Source organism: Micromonospora sp. NPDC047644, assembly GCF_040704315.1.
Classification (GTDB): Bacteria; Actinomycetota; Actinomycetes; order Mycobacteriales; family Micromonosporaceae; genus Micromonospora.
Genome location: NZ_JBEYSY010000001.1, coordinates 219,459 through 234,754 on the forward strand (window position 1 = coordinate 219,459; position 15,296 = coordinate 234,754).

Annotated in this window: 14 protein-coding genes; 1 reads left to right on the plus strand and 13 read right to left on the minus strand. The window is 71.5% G+C overall.

The features are described from left to right. Positions 1-68 precede the first annotated feature (68 nt). The 13 genes from AB0877_RS01035 to AB0877_RS01095 all read right to left on the minus strand — a co-directional run bounded on the left by AB0877_RS01035 (position 69) and on the right by AB0877_RS01095 (position 14,648). Entirely contained in the window at positions 69-728 is a 660-nt protein-coding gene (locus AB0877_RS01035) for a response regulator transcription factor (RefSeq protein ID WP_366605504.1), read from the minus strand. Beyond that, positions 725-1,843, minus strand: a complete 1,119-nt coding sequence (locus AB0877_RS01040) for a sensor histidine kinase (RefSeq protein WP_366605506.1) — start codon at positions 1,841-1,843, stop codon at positions 725-727. The genes AB0877_RS01035 and AB0877_RS01040 overlap by 4 nt, the downstream gene beginning before the upstream one ends. A gap of 197 nt (positions 1,844-2,040) precedes the next feature. After that, positions 2,041-2,643 carry a hypothetical protein gene (locus AB0877_RS01045; protein WP_366605507.1) on the minus strand — a complete coding sequence of 201 codons (603 nt, stop codon included), beginning with the start codon at positions 2,641-2,643 and terminating at the stop codon, positions 2,041-2,043. Next, positions 2,640-3,518, minus strand: coding sequence for an ATP-binding cassette domain-containing protein (locus AB0877_RS01050; RefSeq protein WP_366606155.1), 879 nt, complete (start codon positions 3,516-3,518; stop codon positions 2,640-2,642). The genes AB0877_RS01045 and AB0877_RS01050 overlap by 4 nt, the downstream gene beginning before the upstream one ends. Positions 3,519-3,610: 92 nt before the next feature. Next, positions 3,611-3,946 (minus strand): hypothetical protein, encoded by a 336-nt coding sequence (locus tag AB0877_RS01055; protein ID WP_366605509.1) that lies wholly within the window; start codon positions 3,944-3,946, stop codon positions 3,611-3,613. Positions 3,947-4,089: 143 nt separating this feature from the next. Beyond that, positions 4,090-5,382, minus strand: a complete 1,293-nt coding sequence (locus AB0877_RS01060; protein WP_366605511.1) for a cellulose binding domain-containing protein — start codon at positions 5,380-5,382, stop codon at positions 4,090-4,092. A 212-nt stretch (positions 5,383-5,594) separates the two neighbouring features. Next, positions 5,595-6,740: an alanine racemase gene (locus tag AB0877_RS01065; RefSeq protein ID WP_366605513.1), complete on the minus strand. Its 1,146-nt coding sequence runs from the start codon at positions 6,738-6,740 to the stop codon at positions 5,595-5,597. Next, positions 6,737-8,335, minus strand: a complete 1,599-nt coding sequence (locus AB0877_RS01070) for an IucA/IucC family protein (protein ID WP_366605515.1) — start codon at positions 8,333-8,335, stop codon at positions 6,737-6,739. The genes AB0877_RS01065 and AB0877_RS01070 overlap by 4 nt, the downstream gene beginning before the upstream one ends. Continuing rightward, positions 8,332-9,960 (minus strand): IucA/IucC family protein, encoded by a 1,629-nt coding sequence (locus AB0877_RS01075; protein ID WP_366605517.1) that lies wholly within the window; start codon positions 9,958-9,960, stop codon positions 8,332-8,334. Before AB0877_RS01075 ends, AB0877_RS01070 begins: the two co-directional genes overlap by 4 nt. Next, positions 9,957-11,126 (minus strand): siderophore biosynthesis protein, encoded by a 1,170-nt coding sequence (locus AB0877_RS01080; RefSeq protein ID WP_366605519.1) that lies wholly within the window; start codon positions 11,124-11,126, stop codon positions 9,957-9,959. The genes AB0877_RS01075 and AB0877_RS01080 overlap by 4 nt, the downstream gene beginning before the upstream one ends. Before the next feature lie 50 nt (positions 11,127-11,176). Beyond that, complete coding sequence (locus tag AB0877_RS01085) at positions 11,177-12,676, minus strand: MFS transporter (RefSeq protein WP_366605521.1); 1,500 nt, start codon at positions 12,674-12,676, stop codon at positions 11,177-11,179. Then, a complete protein-coding gene (locus tag AB0877_RS01090; protein ID WP_366605522.1) occupies positions 12,673-13,941 on the minus strand; it encodes an MFS transporter in 1,269 nt (422 codons plus the stop codon). The genes AB0877_RS01085 and AB0877_RS01090 overlap by 4 nt, the downstream gene beginning before the upstream one ends. Continuing rightward, complete coding sequence (locus AB0877_RS01095) at positions 13,938-14,648, minus strand: siderophore-interacting protein (RefSeq protein ID WP_366605524.1); 711 nt, start codon at positions 14,646-14,648, stop codon at positions 13,938-13,940. Before AB0877_RS01095 ends, AB0877_RS01090 begins: the two co-directional genes overlap by 4 nt. An 81-nt stretch (positions 14,649-14,729) precedes the next feature. On the opposite strand from AB0877_RS01095, the gene AB0877_RS01100 reads away from it, so the two are divergent. Then, a complete protein-coding gene (locus AB0877_RS01100) occupies positions 14,730-15,290 on the plus strand; it encodes a GNAT family N-acetyltransferase (RefSeq protein WP_366605525.1) in 561 nt (186 codons plus the stop codon). The last annotated feature ends 6 nt before the right edge of the window (positions 15,291-15,296 follow it).

A 15,296-nucleotide genomic window follows, 5' to 3' on the forward strand; every position in this document is an offset into this window, starting at 1 on the left:
CGCTGAGGAACGGCCGGTGCGTACGGCGGTCGCCGTAGCCCGCACCCCCCGGGAAACAGCGGCCGTAGTCACCTGCCGGGCGCGACGAGCCCGGTCTGGTAGGCGAGGACGACGAGTTGCGCGCGGTCGCGGACGCGGAGCTTGACCATGGCTCGGTGGACGTGGGTACGGGCCGTGGCGGGGCTCATCGACAGCCGGCGTCCGATCTCCTCGTTCGTCAGCCCGATGGCCACCAGGCTCATCACCTCACGCTCGCGGTCGGTCAACACCGCCAACCGGCCGCCGTCGACGCGCGTCGGCGCGACCGTGCTGACGAACGCGCTCACCAGCCGGCTCGTCACCCGTGGCGAGATCAACATGTCGCCGCCGGCCACCACCCGCACCGCCTGGCGCAGTTCGTCGGGCTCGATGTCCTTGAGCAGGAAGCCGCTCGCGCCGGCCCGCAGCGCCTCGAAGACGTACTCGTCGAGCTCGAAGGTGGTCAGGACGATGACCCGCACGGTCGGGAACCGCTCGACGATCGCGGCCGTGGCCCGCACGCCGTCGAGCACCGGCATTCGGACGTCCATCAGCACGATGTCCGGCCGGGTCGCGGCGACCATCTCGACAGCCTGGGCGCCGTTGGACGCCTCACCGACCACCTCCAGGTCGTCGCTGTGGTCGAGCAGGCCCCGGAAGCCGGCCCGCACGAGTGTCTGGTCGTCCGCCAGCACCATCCGGATCGTCATGCTGTCTCCCCCACCTCGACCGGCAGCCGAGCGGCCACCCGGAACCCCCCGCCCTGCTGCCGGGGTCCGGCTTCGAGCGACCCGCCGGCCGCCGTGGCCCGTTCCCTCATACCGGCCAACCCGTGCCCCCGCCGGCCAGCCCCGGACCCGACCCCGTCGTCGACGATCTCCACGGTGACGGCGTCGCCCGCGTAGGCGATGGTGACGTCGACGGTCGTCGCCTCGGCGTGTTTGACGGTGTTCGTGATGGACTCTTGCACGATCCGGTAGACCGAGAGCGCCACCTCCGGCGAAATCGGGCGCGGGGTGCCCGCGATTCCCGATCGCACCTTCACGCCGGCCTGTTCGGCGACCGCGAAGACCCGCGCCAGATCGGGCACCTCACCGGCGTCACGGAGCATGTCGATCGCCGAGCGGACCTCGTGCATGGCGTCCCGGGCCGCGCCCCGGATGCTCCGCAGCGCCGCCCGCGCCTCGGTCGGCCTGCTGTCGAAGATGTCGTCGGCGAGGCTCGCCTGCACACTGATCGCGGCGATCGTGTGACCGAGGACGTCGTGGACCTCGCGGGCGACGCGGAGCCGCTCCTGGGCGACCTCGTGTTGACGCTCCTGGCGCAGCACCGCGAGACGCTGCTGCGCCTCGGCCAGCCGGACCCGGCGGGTGCGGATCGTCTCGGCGAGCAGCACCACCGCCGCGAGCAACGAGCCCTCTTCGAGGGTGGCCGAGAGAGCGGGAAAGAAACCTTCGCCGAGCAGCGCGTACCGCATGATCAGCTCTAGGACGACGAAGAACCCGGCGACGACGAGCGCCCAGGTGAACCGGCCGGCGGCCGCGACGGAGAAGAGGGCGGCGGCCAGCGGGAGGGCGGGCGGGATGCCCGGATACTCGAGGACGTAGTAGATCATCAGCGCGGTGACCGAGCCGACCAGCACCAGCAGCGGCCAGCGTCGTCGGAAGACCAGCAGCAGCCCGATCACCGCGCCGATCGCGTAGGCGCGCGCGTCCGGCGGCCGGGCGCCAGGCTCGTCGGCGACCCGGATCGCCACCGCCACGACGGCCGCGACCACGACCGCGATGAGGGCATCGATCGCGATTCGCCGGACGGCCGGGTTCATGTCCGCAACGGTACGACGCGCGCACGGTCCGTTAGTGAGGGCCCCTTCCTAACTGGAATCCCTCATCAAGGAGCCCGATCTGCCAGCCGTGACGTACCCCGATCTGGCTGATCGTGTGGGCAGCGCCGTCGTCGCGCCGACGCCGGGCCTCGAACAACCGTCAGCCCTTGGCGGCCGCCGTGTGCAGCCGAGCGGGGCTAGTCGCCCCCCAGGTCACGACCGATGCTCAGGCCTGCCACGACGACGGCCGCGCCGGCCCACAGTGAGGCGAGCAGGAGGCCACGTGTGTCACCGGCCCCCGCGCTGATCAACGAGGTGAACGGCAGTGGCAGCTTCAACCTGCCGATCAGACCCTCGACGAAGACGAACCAACCCGCCGACCCGAGCAACAGCCACGTCGATCGCCGAACAATCGACGCACAGGAGGCAGCCAGGACAGCCATGATCGGTACCACCGTCAACACGTCCTTGTAGGGCCCTGACTCGCCACGGATCAGCACGGCGAGACCACTGGCCGCGACGAAGACGGTGGCTACGACGATGGCCGCCACCAGTTGGCCGCCGAGCACCACCATCCGCCTCGGTTGCGAGAGGTAGAGAAGAAAGGCCGTGCGGTGCTGGTAGTGCTGCGCAACGATCATCGCAGCGAATCCGAAGGCGCCCACACCGGCCAGCAGCGCCCAGGCGTCGATGTTCACCGCGCCGAGAAGCAAGCCCAGGATGATGAGTACGGTCAGCGAGACCGACGTCGACCGGATGGTCAGGGTCCGGTAGATGTCGCTGCGGAGAATGGCAATCATCGGTTGGCCGCCATGGTGAGGAAGATCTGCTCCAGGTCCGGTGGATCGACGGACAGTTCGTGTAGCGGCACCCGCGCCTGAAACGCGATCTCACCGACGTCCTCGGACGTCAGGCCCACCACCTCCAGGACATCGCCGTTCCTGGTCACCTGCCCGCCGGCGCTCTTCAGCACGTGCCACAACCGCCGCTGGTCGCGGCTGCGGATCCGCAACCGGGAGGCCACGTTGTCGTACAGGCTGGCCAGCGGCGCCTCGCAGGTGACCCGCCCCTTCACGATGATCACAACGTCGTCGATGAGGTGGGCCAACTCAGCGAGCAGATGGCTCGACAGCAGGACCGTCCCCCCACGGTTGGCGTGGTTACGAAGCAGGGCGCGCATCCAGGCGACACCCTCGGGGTCGAGGCCATTGGCCGGCTCGTCGAGGACCAGCACCGGCGGGTCGCACAGCAGCGCGGTGGCGACAGCCAGTCGCTGCCGCATACCCAGCGAGTACTGGCCCGTGCGCTGATCAGCGGCGTGGGTGAGATCGACATCGTCGAGCAACACGTCGACCCGCGACCGGCTCGCACCTGCGATGATCGCTTGAGAGACCAGATGCGCACGGCCGGACTGACCAGGATGGCTGATCCCCTGTTCGAGGACGGCACCGACCTCCTTCGACGGTTGCTTCAGGTCGCGGAACCGCCGGTGATTGATGCGCGCCTCACCGGATGTCGGACGTGTCAGCCCGAGCAGCATCCGAAGTGTCGTCGTCTTCCCAGAACCGTTGAGGCCGAGGAAGCCGGTGACCCGGCCGGGCCGCGCCTCGAAGCTGACGTTGTCCGCCGCTCGCACTCGGCCGTAGGACTTGGTCAATCCAATTGCTTGTATCATCGCAGGTGAAGACCTTCGTGAGCGGTCAATGGTTCGTCGGCTCAACTCGCAGGCGAGCTGCCCCAACACCTCCCTGCAGCCGTCGTCGGCGCTCATTTCCCGCAAGGCGCGACGGCCTGCTCGGTACGGCGATCAATCATCTCTTCTACACGAAGCAGCCCTCCCGTATCCATGATGATCTCACGAAGCCGTTCGGCACCCGCGTCGTCGAGGTCGGGACTGCCGGGCAACTGCTCGGTGATCCGCGTCTGCGAGGCCGAAGCAGACTGCCGGGCGAGCGTCATCATCACTGTCGCCTTGCCGTCCCGCAGATCTCGACAGCGCTTCGCGGGCTCCTGGGCCTCGACCTGGAGGCGGACACCATCGTCGTGCTGCGTGACGGGGCCGCCATCGGCCAAGGGCGTCTGGGCGACCTGCTCCGGGACCACGCGGAGATGCGTCTGCTGTGGCGTACGTACCTCGACAGCGACGCCCAGACGCCGACGACCGAGAACAGTCGGCCAGCCTGAGCGCCGTCGGTGCCGGCCTCGGGCCCGGAGCCGATTGGCTCCGGGCCCTGCCTCTGCCGAACTCAGGGGCTGGTGCAGGTGACGTTGCTGGCCGCGGTGGCACCGTTGCCCGTGGCGGTGAAGCCGAAGGTGGTCGATGCGCTCGGGCCGACTGTGCCGTTGTAGGCGGCGTTCCTGACGGTGACGCTGCCGGAGGTGCCCGTGTTGACGCCACTCCACAGACTGCTGATGGCCTGACCGCTGGCCAGGGTCATGCCCACCGTCCAGCCGTTCAGGGGCGTGGTGGAGTTGTTGGCCACTGTCACCTCCACCTGGAAGCCGCCGGGCCAGGTGTTTGTCGTCCGGTAGGTGGCGGCGCAGGTGCCGGGCCCCCCGGTGGGCGGGTCGGTGGGCGGATCGGTCGGCGGGTCGGTCGGCGGGTCCGTCGGCGGGTCGGTCGTCGGCGGGGTGGTCGACGCGAACTGGCTGAAGAACCTCCAGATCTCCCCCGAGGTCCAGGTCCGCGAGTCGTTGGGACTGCCCGAACCGTCCACCGGGCTCGGGGTGTGGTCCCCGTCGAACGCCGCCCACTGCACCGGGTAGCCGGCCCGGCAACCCGCGTACGCCGTGGTGATGTGGGTGAGGCTGCCACGGCTCGGCTCCCGTGGACTCTGCGCGGTGCAGCCGTTGTTTCGGACGAACGTGTCGCGCAGTTGCCGACCCTGGGAGATGTTCAGCACGCTGTCGTAGATGCCGTGGATGCCGAAGTAGGCGACCGGCTGGGTGCCCCCGTTGCACCCGCTGAGGTTCGCGCCGGAGATGACGGTGACCGCGCGGATGATCGTGGGCCGGGCGCACGCCACCGCGTAACTCATCGCTCCGCCGTAGCTCCAGCCCAGGGCGAAGCGCTGGCTGGTGTCCACGCACAGATCGTTCTCGATCTGCCGGGAGATGTCGTCGAAGAGGGTCAGGTCCCGACCGTTGGTGTTGGCCCAGCCGGCGTTGAGACCCTGCGGGGCGACGAAGATCGCGCTGTTGTTCGACAGCGGTTGGAGCCCGTAGTAACCGGCCGAGGTGACGTTGTTGGCCGAGCCGTTCAACCAGTGGAAGCCGAAGATCAGCCGGTAGGGGCGGTTGCGGTCGTAACCGTCCGGGATCCGCAGGTTGTACGTACGACTCTGTCCGCTGCTCTGAATCGTCCGCGTCCCGCTGGCGAGTGTGGGGGCCTTGCCGCAGCCGGCGGTCGCCGCGAGGGTGCCGTTGGTGGCGGCCACGGCCGTCGCACCGAAGCCGCCGCTCAACGCGCCGCCGGTGGTGGCCGCGAGCACGAGCGCCGCGGCCGCGATGGATGGGAGGAAGAACCTACGTCTCAGCATTGCTGGGGCTCCTAGCCGTTCGACGACCAACCGTGGTCGTCTGGCATCGACGGGGGCCCGGACTGGTCACCGACCGGGAAGGCGGCGGGAGGGGGCGGGGCCCCTCGGCGCGTCTTCGCCGCTGGCTCGGGTGACCGGGAGCGTGCCCTTCACTCCCGGGTGAAAGATAGCATGTTATCGATAACACCCCGATCCGACCGAGCCTGCCGGGCTCACGTCCCGAGCGGCCGGGCCGCCCACTCGTCAGCCACTTCACGCAGGTCACCGGTGCGAAAGAGCGGGGGCTCGTGCAGCAGGAAGTCACGGTGGCTGATGTTCCAGGCGTACGCCCCGGCCATGGCGAAGGCCAGCACGTCGCCCACGCCGATCGGCCCCGCGGTGGCCGAGAAGGACAGCACGTCCTTCGGGGTGCAGAGCTGCCCGACCACGGTCACCGGCCCGCCGTCGGTGCAGGGGCCACCGGCACCCGGCCGTGGGTGCACGGTGAACGGCTGCGCGTGCCCCTTCGCCGCCGGAGTCCGTAGGTGGTGCGTCCCACCGGCCACCACCACGAACCACTCGCCGTAGGAACGCTTCACGTCGACGACCTCGGTGAGGTACGCCCCGCAGTAGGCGGTGACCGACCGGCCCGGCTCGATGCGCAGCCGCACGCCCGGGTGCCGGTCGAGGACGTCCGCCAGGGCCTGGCCGTAGCCCGCCCAGTCGAACCGCGCGTCCGGGTCGGTGTAGTCGACGGTCATGCCGCCGCCGACGTCGACCTCAACGGCATCGACCTCGGTCACCGCCCAGTCGACCACGGCGGCGGCGACCGTCGCGGCGAGCGGTGCGTCCACTCCGCTGGCCAGGTGGGCGTGGATTCCGCGGACGTCGATGCCGGCGGGCGGGCGGCGGGCGCACGCCACCGCGTCGGCCGGGTCCATGCCGAACGGGCTGGGTCCACCGCCCATCACCAGGCTCGCGCCCGGCGCTTCGACCGGCAGGTTCACCCGCAGCAGCACCTGGGCCGACCGGCCCGCCGCGGTGGCCAGCGCGCCGAGTCGTGCCAGCTCGCTGGGAGACTCGACGTGGATGCGGTGCACCCCGGCGGCGAGAGCGGCGGCGAGGTCGGCGTCGGTCTTGCCCGGTCCGGCGTACGCGGCGGGCGCCCGTCCGGGCAGCACCTCCGCCAGCCTGCGCAGCTCGCCCCGGCTGGCGGCCTCGAACCCGTCGACGATCGGCGCGAGGGTGCGCAGCACACCGGCATCCGGATTGGCCTTGACCGCGTAGAGCAGCTCGACCGGCCGGGGCAGCGCCGCCCGGATGGCGCGGGCCTGCCCGGCCAGCGCGTCGAGGTCGTGGACGTAGACCGGCCGGCTCATCGTGGCCCACCCATCGGGTTCGGCACCGGCACGAACGGCGCGGCCCGGTCGGCGTCACGCCGCCACCGGACCAGCAGGTTCGCCTTGGCCAGCAAGGGTTCCCCGGTCAGCAGCGCGCGCAGCTCGGCCGGCTCACCGAGGTCGGCGGTCACCGCCTCGACGACGGCGCGCAGCTCCTGCCACAGCCGCCGTTCGATTCCGGGCCGCGCGTCGGCGAGGGCCCCGCTGATCCCCCCGAGGTGGTTGACGAACAGGCAGTAGACGATCCGACGGTGAGCGGCCCGGGGACCGGAGCGGACCTGCGGCGGGACGCCGTCCGGCCAGGTGTTCCACCGGTCGGCGTCCAGCTTCACCCCCTCCAGGTCGCGCAGCAGCATCCGTACCGGATGGTGATCCCGGTCGAGCACGACGACCACGTTCTGCAGGTGCGCCTCGTGCACGACGCCGTGGCTGAGCCAGCTGCGCAGCACCGCCGGCACCAGCAGGCCGACGTACGCGCGCCACCAGGCCACCGGATCCGCTGTCACCAGCGGCGTCGCGGCCAGAGCCGCGGCCAGCACCGGGGTGTCGCCGGGACGCAGGTGCGGACGCAGACCGGCGCGCAGGATCGTCCCGTACGCCTCGTCCGGGCCGGCAACGTCGACAGTGCGGTAGGCGGGCTCGGCCAGCAGCCGCACCCCGTCCGGCAGCGGCACCCGGGCCAGCAGATCGGTCAGCGCCACCGCTCCGGTCAGCTCGTATCGGGCGTTCTTGCGCAGACAGTTGGTGATCCGCACGTGCAGGCTGGTCTTCACGAACAGGTCGGCCCCGGGGGCGTAGAGGGTCCGGACGCTCGCCGTGGGTCGTACCGGCACACCGGCCGCCCCCAGGTCGCGCAGCCCTGGGTGGGTGGGCGGGATCAACGACAGTTGCCAGGGGTGCACCGGTAGGACGCGGTAACCGCGCGGGGGACGTGGCGGGTCGAGCGCGGTCACCAGCGGATCGAACGGCCCCGCGTCGGCGGTCAGGTCGTCCGGTACGGCCAGCCAGTGCAGCCGGAACGCGGTGCGCAACTCCGGCGCGTACGCCCGCCAGCTGTCCGGGTCACCGCTGCGCCACTTCGGGGTGGGGTGGTGCGGGTGGCCGAAGACCAGCGACTGCTCGGAGTCGACGTACGCGTCGATGGCGGGCTCACCGGTGGGGGTCGGATCCTTCGCCGGTCGGTCGGCCAGCAGCCGGGCCACGGTCTCCCGACTGGCCCTGACCTGCTCGGCGAACTCGTCGTTGACCAGGCCGGTACGGGTGGCGAGTTCCGCCGCGACCAGAGCGGCGAACCCGTCCGCGTCCAGGTCTTCCCACCGTCCGCCGCCGGTGCCGCGTTGAACCGGGCCGCTGTAGCGGTGCGCGCCGAGCGGCGAGGTTCGCGCGACCTCACAGCGCACTGTGGTGTCGAGGTGCCGCAGGTGCAGCCGTACTACGCCGTCGACAACGGTCGGGGTGCCGTCCGGCGGGGCCAGCTCGCGCAGCAGACAGCCGAAGAGGGCGTGGGCGGCGGCCAGGTCGGCGCGCCGACCGGTGTCGCTGGCCGGCCGGGAGCGCAACTGGGCGCTCGTCATCGTGTCTCCCGGAGGTAGTTCGGGCCGGTACGCAGGTAGTACTTGTTGATGTCGGCGCAGCCGAGCCGCTGTTTGGGCAGCAGGGTGCCGGCGGTGAGCATCGCCTTGATGGGCAGCCGGGCGGCGTGCAGGACCCGCTCGGTGAAGGTCCGTACCGCCGGTCCGTCACCCCACCGGTCACGGGCGGCGGCGAGCCGGGGCACCAGCGCCTCGGCGGGTGTCGGCACCGGCAGTCCTCGGGCGGCCAGGGCGACCAGGGGCGCGGCGGCGGCCAGATGCAGGGTGATGGTGACGAACACGTCGGCCAACTCGTGCGGGTCGCGCGCCCACATCCGGTCGTCGCGCAGGGCGAGCCCGTTCGCGCCGTCGTGTCGGGGGTCGAGCCGGGCGCCGTCGTTGTCCTTGTAGAGCAGCCCGACAGCCCCGTCCGGGTGCACCAGCAGGTGGATGTTCTGCGGGTGCGCCTCCAACGCGATGCCGTGGCGCAGCCAGAGAAAGACGTGCCAGTCGAGTAGCAGGTCCAGGTAGGACTCCAGCAGCGCAACAGGCTGGTGCGGGCTGACCCGTTCGAGGACCGTGCCCGCCACCGGGTCGGCGGCGGCGAGGGCCGCGACCGGCACCACCTGAACGCCGGCCAGGTCGCGGGGAAATCGGCGCAGCAGGAAACCGCGGCGCTCGTCGCCGTCGACGTGCGCCCAGGTGCTCTCGTCGGCGTGCCGGATCCGGCCGGCGAAGCCGGGTTCGGCGGTGGCGATCCGGTCGAGCAGCCCGGCGACGGCCGCGCCGTCGGCGAGCGAGCCCGGTTGCAGCGTGCGTCTGTTGCGCGCGCCGAGACTCGCGGTCGGCAGCGGCAGTTTCAGATGCAGGTACGGGTCGTGGTCGAGCGCCACCGTCCGCATGGAGAGGGTGGGTCGCACCGGGGTCACCGGCAGGTCGACCACCGGGAGCGCGTCGCGGTTCACAGTGATCGGATGCGCCGGCAGCAGCAGCTGGTCCGGTCGCGGCGCGCTCGGCCACCACGCTGGCAGCTCGCCCGCGAGTCGGACGTCGTCGGCCGGGGCGGCGTACCAGCGCAGGGCGAACCGTGGGGCGTGCTCCGGGGCGTACCGGATCAGTTCGTCGTCGCTGAGACCGTGCCGGCACCGGTCGGTGGGGTAGACGGGATGGCCGTGGTGGGCGGCGAGCACGTCGTCCAGGAGCGCCGCCGGCAGGCCGGTCGGGGTGGTGGCCCGCTCGGCGGCCACTGCGGTGAGCACCCGCGCGCGGTTGCCGGCGGCGAGGCGTCGGGCCCGCAGGTCAGCGCGGCACTCGACGCCGAAGTTGCGCCAGCCGGCCTCGGCCTCGGCGTTGTCGTACGGGGCGAGCAGCGCCAACAGTCCGTCCAGCGTCTCGGTGCGCTGTGTCTCACCGGCGCGGGTCACCAGCAGCACCGTCGGCGCGGCACTGCGCAGGGCCTGCTGAAACCCGTCCGCCCGGACCGGAATGCGCAGCAGGCCGTCGGGGTGCGGCACCTGCCACCAGCCGGGGCCGTCCGCTCGGCCGGCACTGCTCAAGCCGAGGTGATCCTCGCGCAGCAGGGCGTCGAGCACCCGGGCGATCACCTCCCGCTCACACTCGTCGCTCACTCGACGATGGTCCACTGGAGGCGCTCGCGGAGGGCGGTCAGCGACTGCCGGACGGTGGTCTCGTCGGGACCGATGCCGTGCAGCACGGCGAGGTAGTCGCGGTTCGTGCCGGTGTGTTCGGCGGTGCGGCCCACCTCGCGCAGCGGACGGCAGCCCAGCCGGACGTCGCCGTGGACGGTGTCGAGGGGGCCCGGTGCGGCGACGAGACGGCCGGACCGGTCCGCGCAGACGTACTCGACCCGGGCGTGGCGGTCGACGGTGTCGGGAAGGCCGAGGGCGGCCAGGGGTTCGCCGAGGTGCAGCCGGATGACGTACTCGAACAACGGCACACCGAGCAGGTCGGCAAGGATCAGGTCCATCCGGTCACCGATCAGCCGGTAGTTCACCTCGATGAGCCGGACCCGGCCGTCGGAGACGACGTACTCGGTGTGGCAGGCGCCGAAGCCGACCCCGAGGGCGTCGAGCCGCTCCCGTAACTGGGTGCGTGCCTGCTCCGTCGGGGGCGACCAGGCGAGGTTCTGCTCGGTGAAGGTCGGCGGCGGGCCGAGGCCGGTGCGCCATCCGCCGATCGAGGCCAGCTCGGTGCCGTCGCCGAGGGTCTCGAAGGTCCGCAGCTCGCCGGCGAGGTACTCCTCGACCACCAGTGCCACGTCCGACCGCCGGCCACGGATCTCGGCGACCCGGGCGACCAGCTCGGCGTGGTCGGTCACCAGGTAGGCGTCCTCACTGGCCACCCCCTCGCGGGGTTTGACCACCGCCGGGAACATCAGGGTCGGCACGTCCGGCGTGGTGCCGGGGTCGACGGTGACGGTGCGTACCAGATCGAGGCCCGCAGCGGCGATCGCCCGGCGGGCCGCGGCCTTGTCCTTGCAGAGACGGGCGGCGTCCGGGTCCTTGCCGGGCAGACCGAGCTTTCGGGCGGCGATCGCGGTGGCCTCCTGGAGATGGTCGCTGTTGGACAGTAGCGCCACCGGCCGGGCGGGTGCCGCCGCCGCTACCACAGCGGCCGGGTCGCGGACGGCGCAACGCGCCACCCGCACGTCGGACGGCCATTCCGTGGGCCGGTCGGTCAGCACGGTCGCCGACAGCCCGAGCGACGCCGCCGCCGGGAGCAACCCGTCCAGGAGCGCGTCGGTGGGGTTGAGCGCGGTCAGGTACAGCTGCATACCGCCTCCGTCGACTACCACGATGTCGCTATTAGGGTAGCCTACCCTTATTAGACGGATTTGTTGCGGTCTGCCCGGTGTAGCAACCCGGCGGCCACCAGGCCACCGATCAACACCGCAGCCGCGCCCACCAACTGCCCCGTCTCCAGTGCCGAGGCGAAGGCGACCGTCACCACCTCCCGCTCGGCTCCCCCACGGGCCGCGGCGAGGGCCGCGGGAAACGACCCGGCACCGGCCAGGGCCGCCGGCAGCAGCGCCGCGAACCGGGCGTTCAGCACGGCACCCAGCACCGCGACGCCGAGGCTGCTGCCGACCTCGGTCATGGTGCCGTCGACTCCCGCGCCCGCGCCGGCCTTCGCCGCCGGGATCGCGCTCATCACCGCCTCGACGATGGCCGGATTGGCCAGTGCGCAGCCGACACCCATGACGAGCAACCCGACCAGCAGCACCCCGTACCCATCGGACGGAAAGACGGTGACCAGCGCCAGACCGGCCGCCAGCAGCGTCATGCCGACGGCGATGACGACCGCGAGGCCGAGCCGACGGATCACGCTCGCGACGACACCACTGACGTTGAGCAGCACGATGGACAGCGCGAAGGGTGCCATCCGCAGACCGGCCTCCCAGGCGGGGTAACCCCTGACGAACTGGAGGTGCTGGGTGAGCAGGAACAGCGCGCCGGTGGCACCGAACGTGATCAGCACGACGCCGGAGATCGCACCGACGAAGCGCCGGTCCCGGAAGAAGCGCATGTCCAGCATCGGGTGCGCGATCCGTCGCTCCCACCGCACGAAGATCCCGAGCAGGAGTACGCCGACGACGGCCGCGCCGATCACCTCGGTCGACGCCCAGCCGCGCTCCGGCCCGGAGATGATCGCCCAGACGACAGCGGTCAGACCGGCGGTGGAGAGCACGGCGCCGAGCACGTCGAGTCGGCCGCCGGCCGGCCCGCGGGACTCCGGGACCAGCGCGCGAGCGACGAGCAGGCAGGCCAGCACGATCGGCACGTTCATCAGGAAGATCGCGCCCCACGGCAGATGCGCGAGGATGGTGCCGCCGATCGGTGGCCCGACGGCGAAGCCCAACGCGCTGGTGGCGGCCCAGATGCCGATCGCCCGGGACCGCTCGGTGGCGTCGAAGACCTGCATCGCCACCGCGAGCGTCGCGGTGACCAGCAGCGCGCCACCGACGCCCATCCCGGCTCGCGCGGCGATCAACTGCCCGCTGATGCTGGCCAGACCGGCGGCCAGCGAGCCGACCCCGAACAGGACCAGCCCGACGAGCAGCATTCGACGGCGGCCGTACCGGTCGGCGGCGCTACCGGCGGTGAGCAGCAACCCGGACAGCACCAACGCGTACGCGTTGATCATCCACTGCACCTCGGCGGTGCTGGCGCCCAACTCGGTGGTGAGCACCGGCACCGCCACGGTCAGCACGGTGTTGTCCAACACCACGACCAGTTGCGCGGCGCACAGCACGGCCAGGATGAGCCATCGCTGGGGCAGTCGTGCCGATGTCGCGGTGTCGGTGGCCGGCTGGACCGTGGTCACGCCACCGCCTTGACGCCGTCCACTGCGGGCTGCTCGGAGGGCTGCTCGGCCGCCGGGCCGACGGGGCCGGGCCGGTGCGGGAACCGCCGCTGGTGGACGAGGCCGAGGGCGACGCCGGCGGCCACCAACACGATGGCCGCGACCGCGACCGCCGGATAGCCGACCTGGTCGGCCGCCGCGAGACCGATGGACGCCGCCACGAACGAGCAGACCAGGCCGAACGACGACAGCACCGTGAAGTCGGTGCCACCGGTGTCGGGTCGGGAGTAGTCCATGTTGACCGTGTAGAGCACGACGTTGGCGATGGTGTAGGCGACCATGAAGCAGCAGAGCGCGGCGACCGTTCCGCCCAGCGGCGCGCGGCCGTTCATCAGCGGCAGCAGCAACAGCGTCGACACCGTCAGCGCCCCGCCGCCGATCACGAGCACGCCACCGCGCCCGAACCGCCCGATGCCGAGCCCCGCGACCAGGCCCGCCACGATGGCCGGGACACTGGTCACCACACCGGTGACGACGCCGATCCGACCCAACGACCACCCGGCGTCGACCAGCGCCGGGGTGACCAGGGCGTACGCCATGCCCGCGCCGACGTAGACCAGTGGCACCACGCCGAAGGTCCACCACCGGCAGCCCGGCTGGCCGAACACCGACAGCAACGCCCGGTAGGCCGCGCCGACCCGTTCCACCCGATCGGTGCGGGGTGGCTCCCGGAACCGCCACACCACCACCAGGCCGACCGCCGTCATCGCGACCAGCAGGCCGATCGCCGGCGCCCAGCCGAACTGGTCGTAGACCAGGACGCAGGCGCCGCCGCCGAGCAGGTTGCCGAGGTAGCTCGCCGCCACCTGGATGCCGTTACCCGTCCCCCGCGCCGAGTCGGCCAGCATCCGGACCGCGACGGCGTCCACGGCGATGTCCTGGGTGGCCGAGAAGAACACGTACGCGGCGCAGATCGCGACGATCGGGCCGAGCGCGTCGGCCGGACTGGCGAAGGGCAGCAACGCCAGCAGCGCGAGCACCAGAGCGGTCTGGAGCACGAGCAGCCAGGAGCGGTAGTGCCCGCGGTGCCGTGAGCCGTACCGGTCGAGGATCGGCGCCCAGAGGAACTTGATGGGCCAGATCAGACCGACGATCTGCAACAGCGCCAGCGTGTCCAGCGAGGTGCCGCCGTCGCGCAGGATGGCGGTGAGCCCGACGGTGATGAAGCCGACGCCGAGGTACTGGGTGACGTACAGCGCGGTCAGGGTGCCGAGTCGGCCCTTCATGCCGCTTTCCAGTAGCCGAGGGAGGTCAGCCGGTCCTTGTCGACGCCGAGCGTCTTGCGGAGGTGTCGGGTGATGCCCCGGGTGGTGGCCGCCTCGCAGGCCACCCAGTAGTGGCCCGCACCGCTGGTCGGCAGGGCAGCGCAGACGGTGTCGACGAGGTGCTGACCCGCATCGCGCCGCGGCACCCAGGTGACGTCGTGGTGCGTCCGCGCCCGCAGCGCGAGTGCCTTCTCACCCTCGTGGGCGTACTCGAGCCACACCGTCGCCGGGATGTCGGCACCGGCGTCGAGCAGGCTGTTCACCGCGGGCAGCGAGGCCGCGTCACCGACCAGGTAGAGGTGCTCGGGCGCGGGGTCGGGCAGTTCGAAGGCGCTGCCCTGCACCGTCGCGCTGATGGTGTCGCCGATGGTGGCCGTGGTGGCCCAGCGGGCCGCGCAGCCGTCGTGGAGAGCGAATTCGAGGGTGAATCGACCGGTGGCCGGGTCGGGGTCGACCAGCGTGTACGCGCGTTGGTGGGCTCGCCCGTCGTTGTCGAACCACAGCCGGATCCACATCGTGGGGTGCACCCCGCACGCCTCCAGCAGGCCACCCCCGTCCAGGAGGAGTCGCTGGTAGTGGCCGTCGACTGACTCGGTGCCCAGGACGGTCAACTGAAAGTCCCGCCCGCCCATGGCCTTGAGGACCAGGGCCTCCCAGTTCCGTTTCACGCACCCCTCCAGGTAAGGTCATCCTTGGTTAGGGGAGGTTAACCTAAGTTGCGCCCCGGATGGAACAGAGGACAGCGCCCGATGACGTACCAGGAGAAGATCGCCGGTCTCGGTGAGCTGTCGTTGGTGACCGTCGACCCGGACCGGGACGCCGCACTCCTGCACGGTTGGGTGACCATGCCCCGCAACTCCTTCTGGGGCATGGGTTCGCACACCCTCGACGAGGTTCGCGAGATCTACGCCTTTGTGGACGGTCTGCCGACGCACCACGCGTACCTGATCACGGTCGACGGGGAGCCGGTCGGCCTCTTCCAGAGCTATCAGCCCGAGGCGGACCCGGTCGGCGAGCGCTACCCCGTCCAGCCCGGTGACGTGGGGATGCACCTGCTGCTCAGCCCCGACCGACGCCTCGCCCGCAGCCTCACCAACGCGGCGGGCCCGGCCATCGCCCGCTTCCTGTTCCGCGACCCGGCCGCGCAGCGCATCGTGGTGGAGCCGGACGTCCGCAACCACCTCGCCCTGCGCCGGCTGGAGATCGAGGGTTTCACCTTCGACTCCGAGATCGACATGCCGGACAAGCGGGCTCAACTCGCGTTCCTGACCCGTGACCGGTTCGCGGAGAGGCATCCGACGCCGGCCTGAGCACCG

Coding starts and splice junctions, on each gene's coding strand:
- AB0877_RS01040 (WP_366605506.1), bottom strand. CDS start 1,843: ATGAACCCGGCCGTCCGGCGAATCGCGATCGATGCCCTCATCGCGGTC.
- AB0877_RS01045 (WP_366605507.1), bottom strand. CDS start 2,643: ATGATTGCCATTCTCCGCAGCGACATCTACCGGACCCTGACCATCCGG.
- AB0877_RS01070 (WP_366605515.1), bottom strand. CDS start 8,335: ATGACGAGCGCCCAGTTGCGCTCCCGGCCGGCCAGCGACACCGGTCGG.
- AB0877_RS01035 (WP_366605504.1), bottom strand. CDS start 728: ATGACGATCCGGATGGTGCTGGCGGACGACCAGACACTCGTGCGGGCC.
- AB0877_RS01100 (WP_366605525.1), top strand. CDS start 14,730: ATGACGTACCAGGAGAAGATCGCCGGTCTCGGTGAGCTGTCGTTGGTG.
- AB0877_RS01050 (WP_366606155.1), bottom strand. CDS start 3,518: ATGATACAAGCAATTGGATTGACCAAGTCCTACGGCCGAGTGCGAGCG.
- AB0877_RS01090 (WP_366605522.1), bottom strand. CDS start 13,941: ATGAAGGGCCGACTCGGCACCCTGACCGCGCTGTACGTCACCCAGTAC.
- AB0877_RS01060 (WP_366605511.1), bottom strand. CDS start 5,382: ATGCTGAGACGTAGGTTCTTCCTCCCATCCATCGCGGCCGCGGCGCTC.
- AB0877_RS01080 (WP_366605519.1), bottom strand. CDS start 11,126: ATGCAGCTGTACCTGACCGCGCTCAACCCCACCGACGCGCTCCTGGAC.
- AB0877_RS01065 (WP_366605513.1), bottom strand. CDS start 6,740: ATGAGCCGGCCGGTCTACGTCCACGACCTCGACGCGCTGGCCGGGCAG.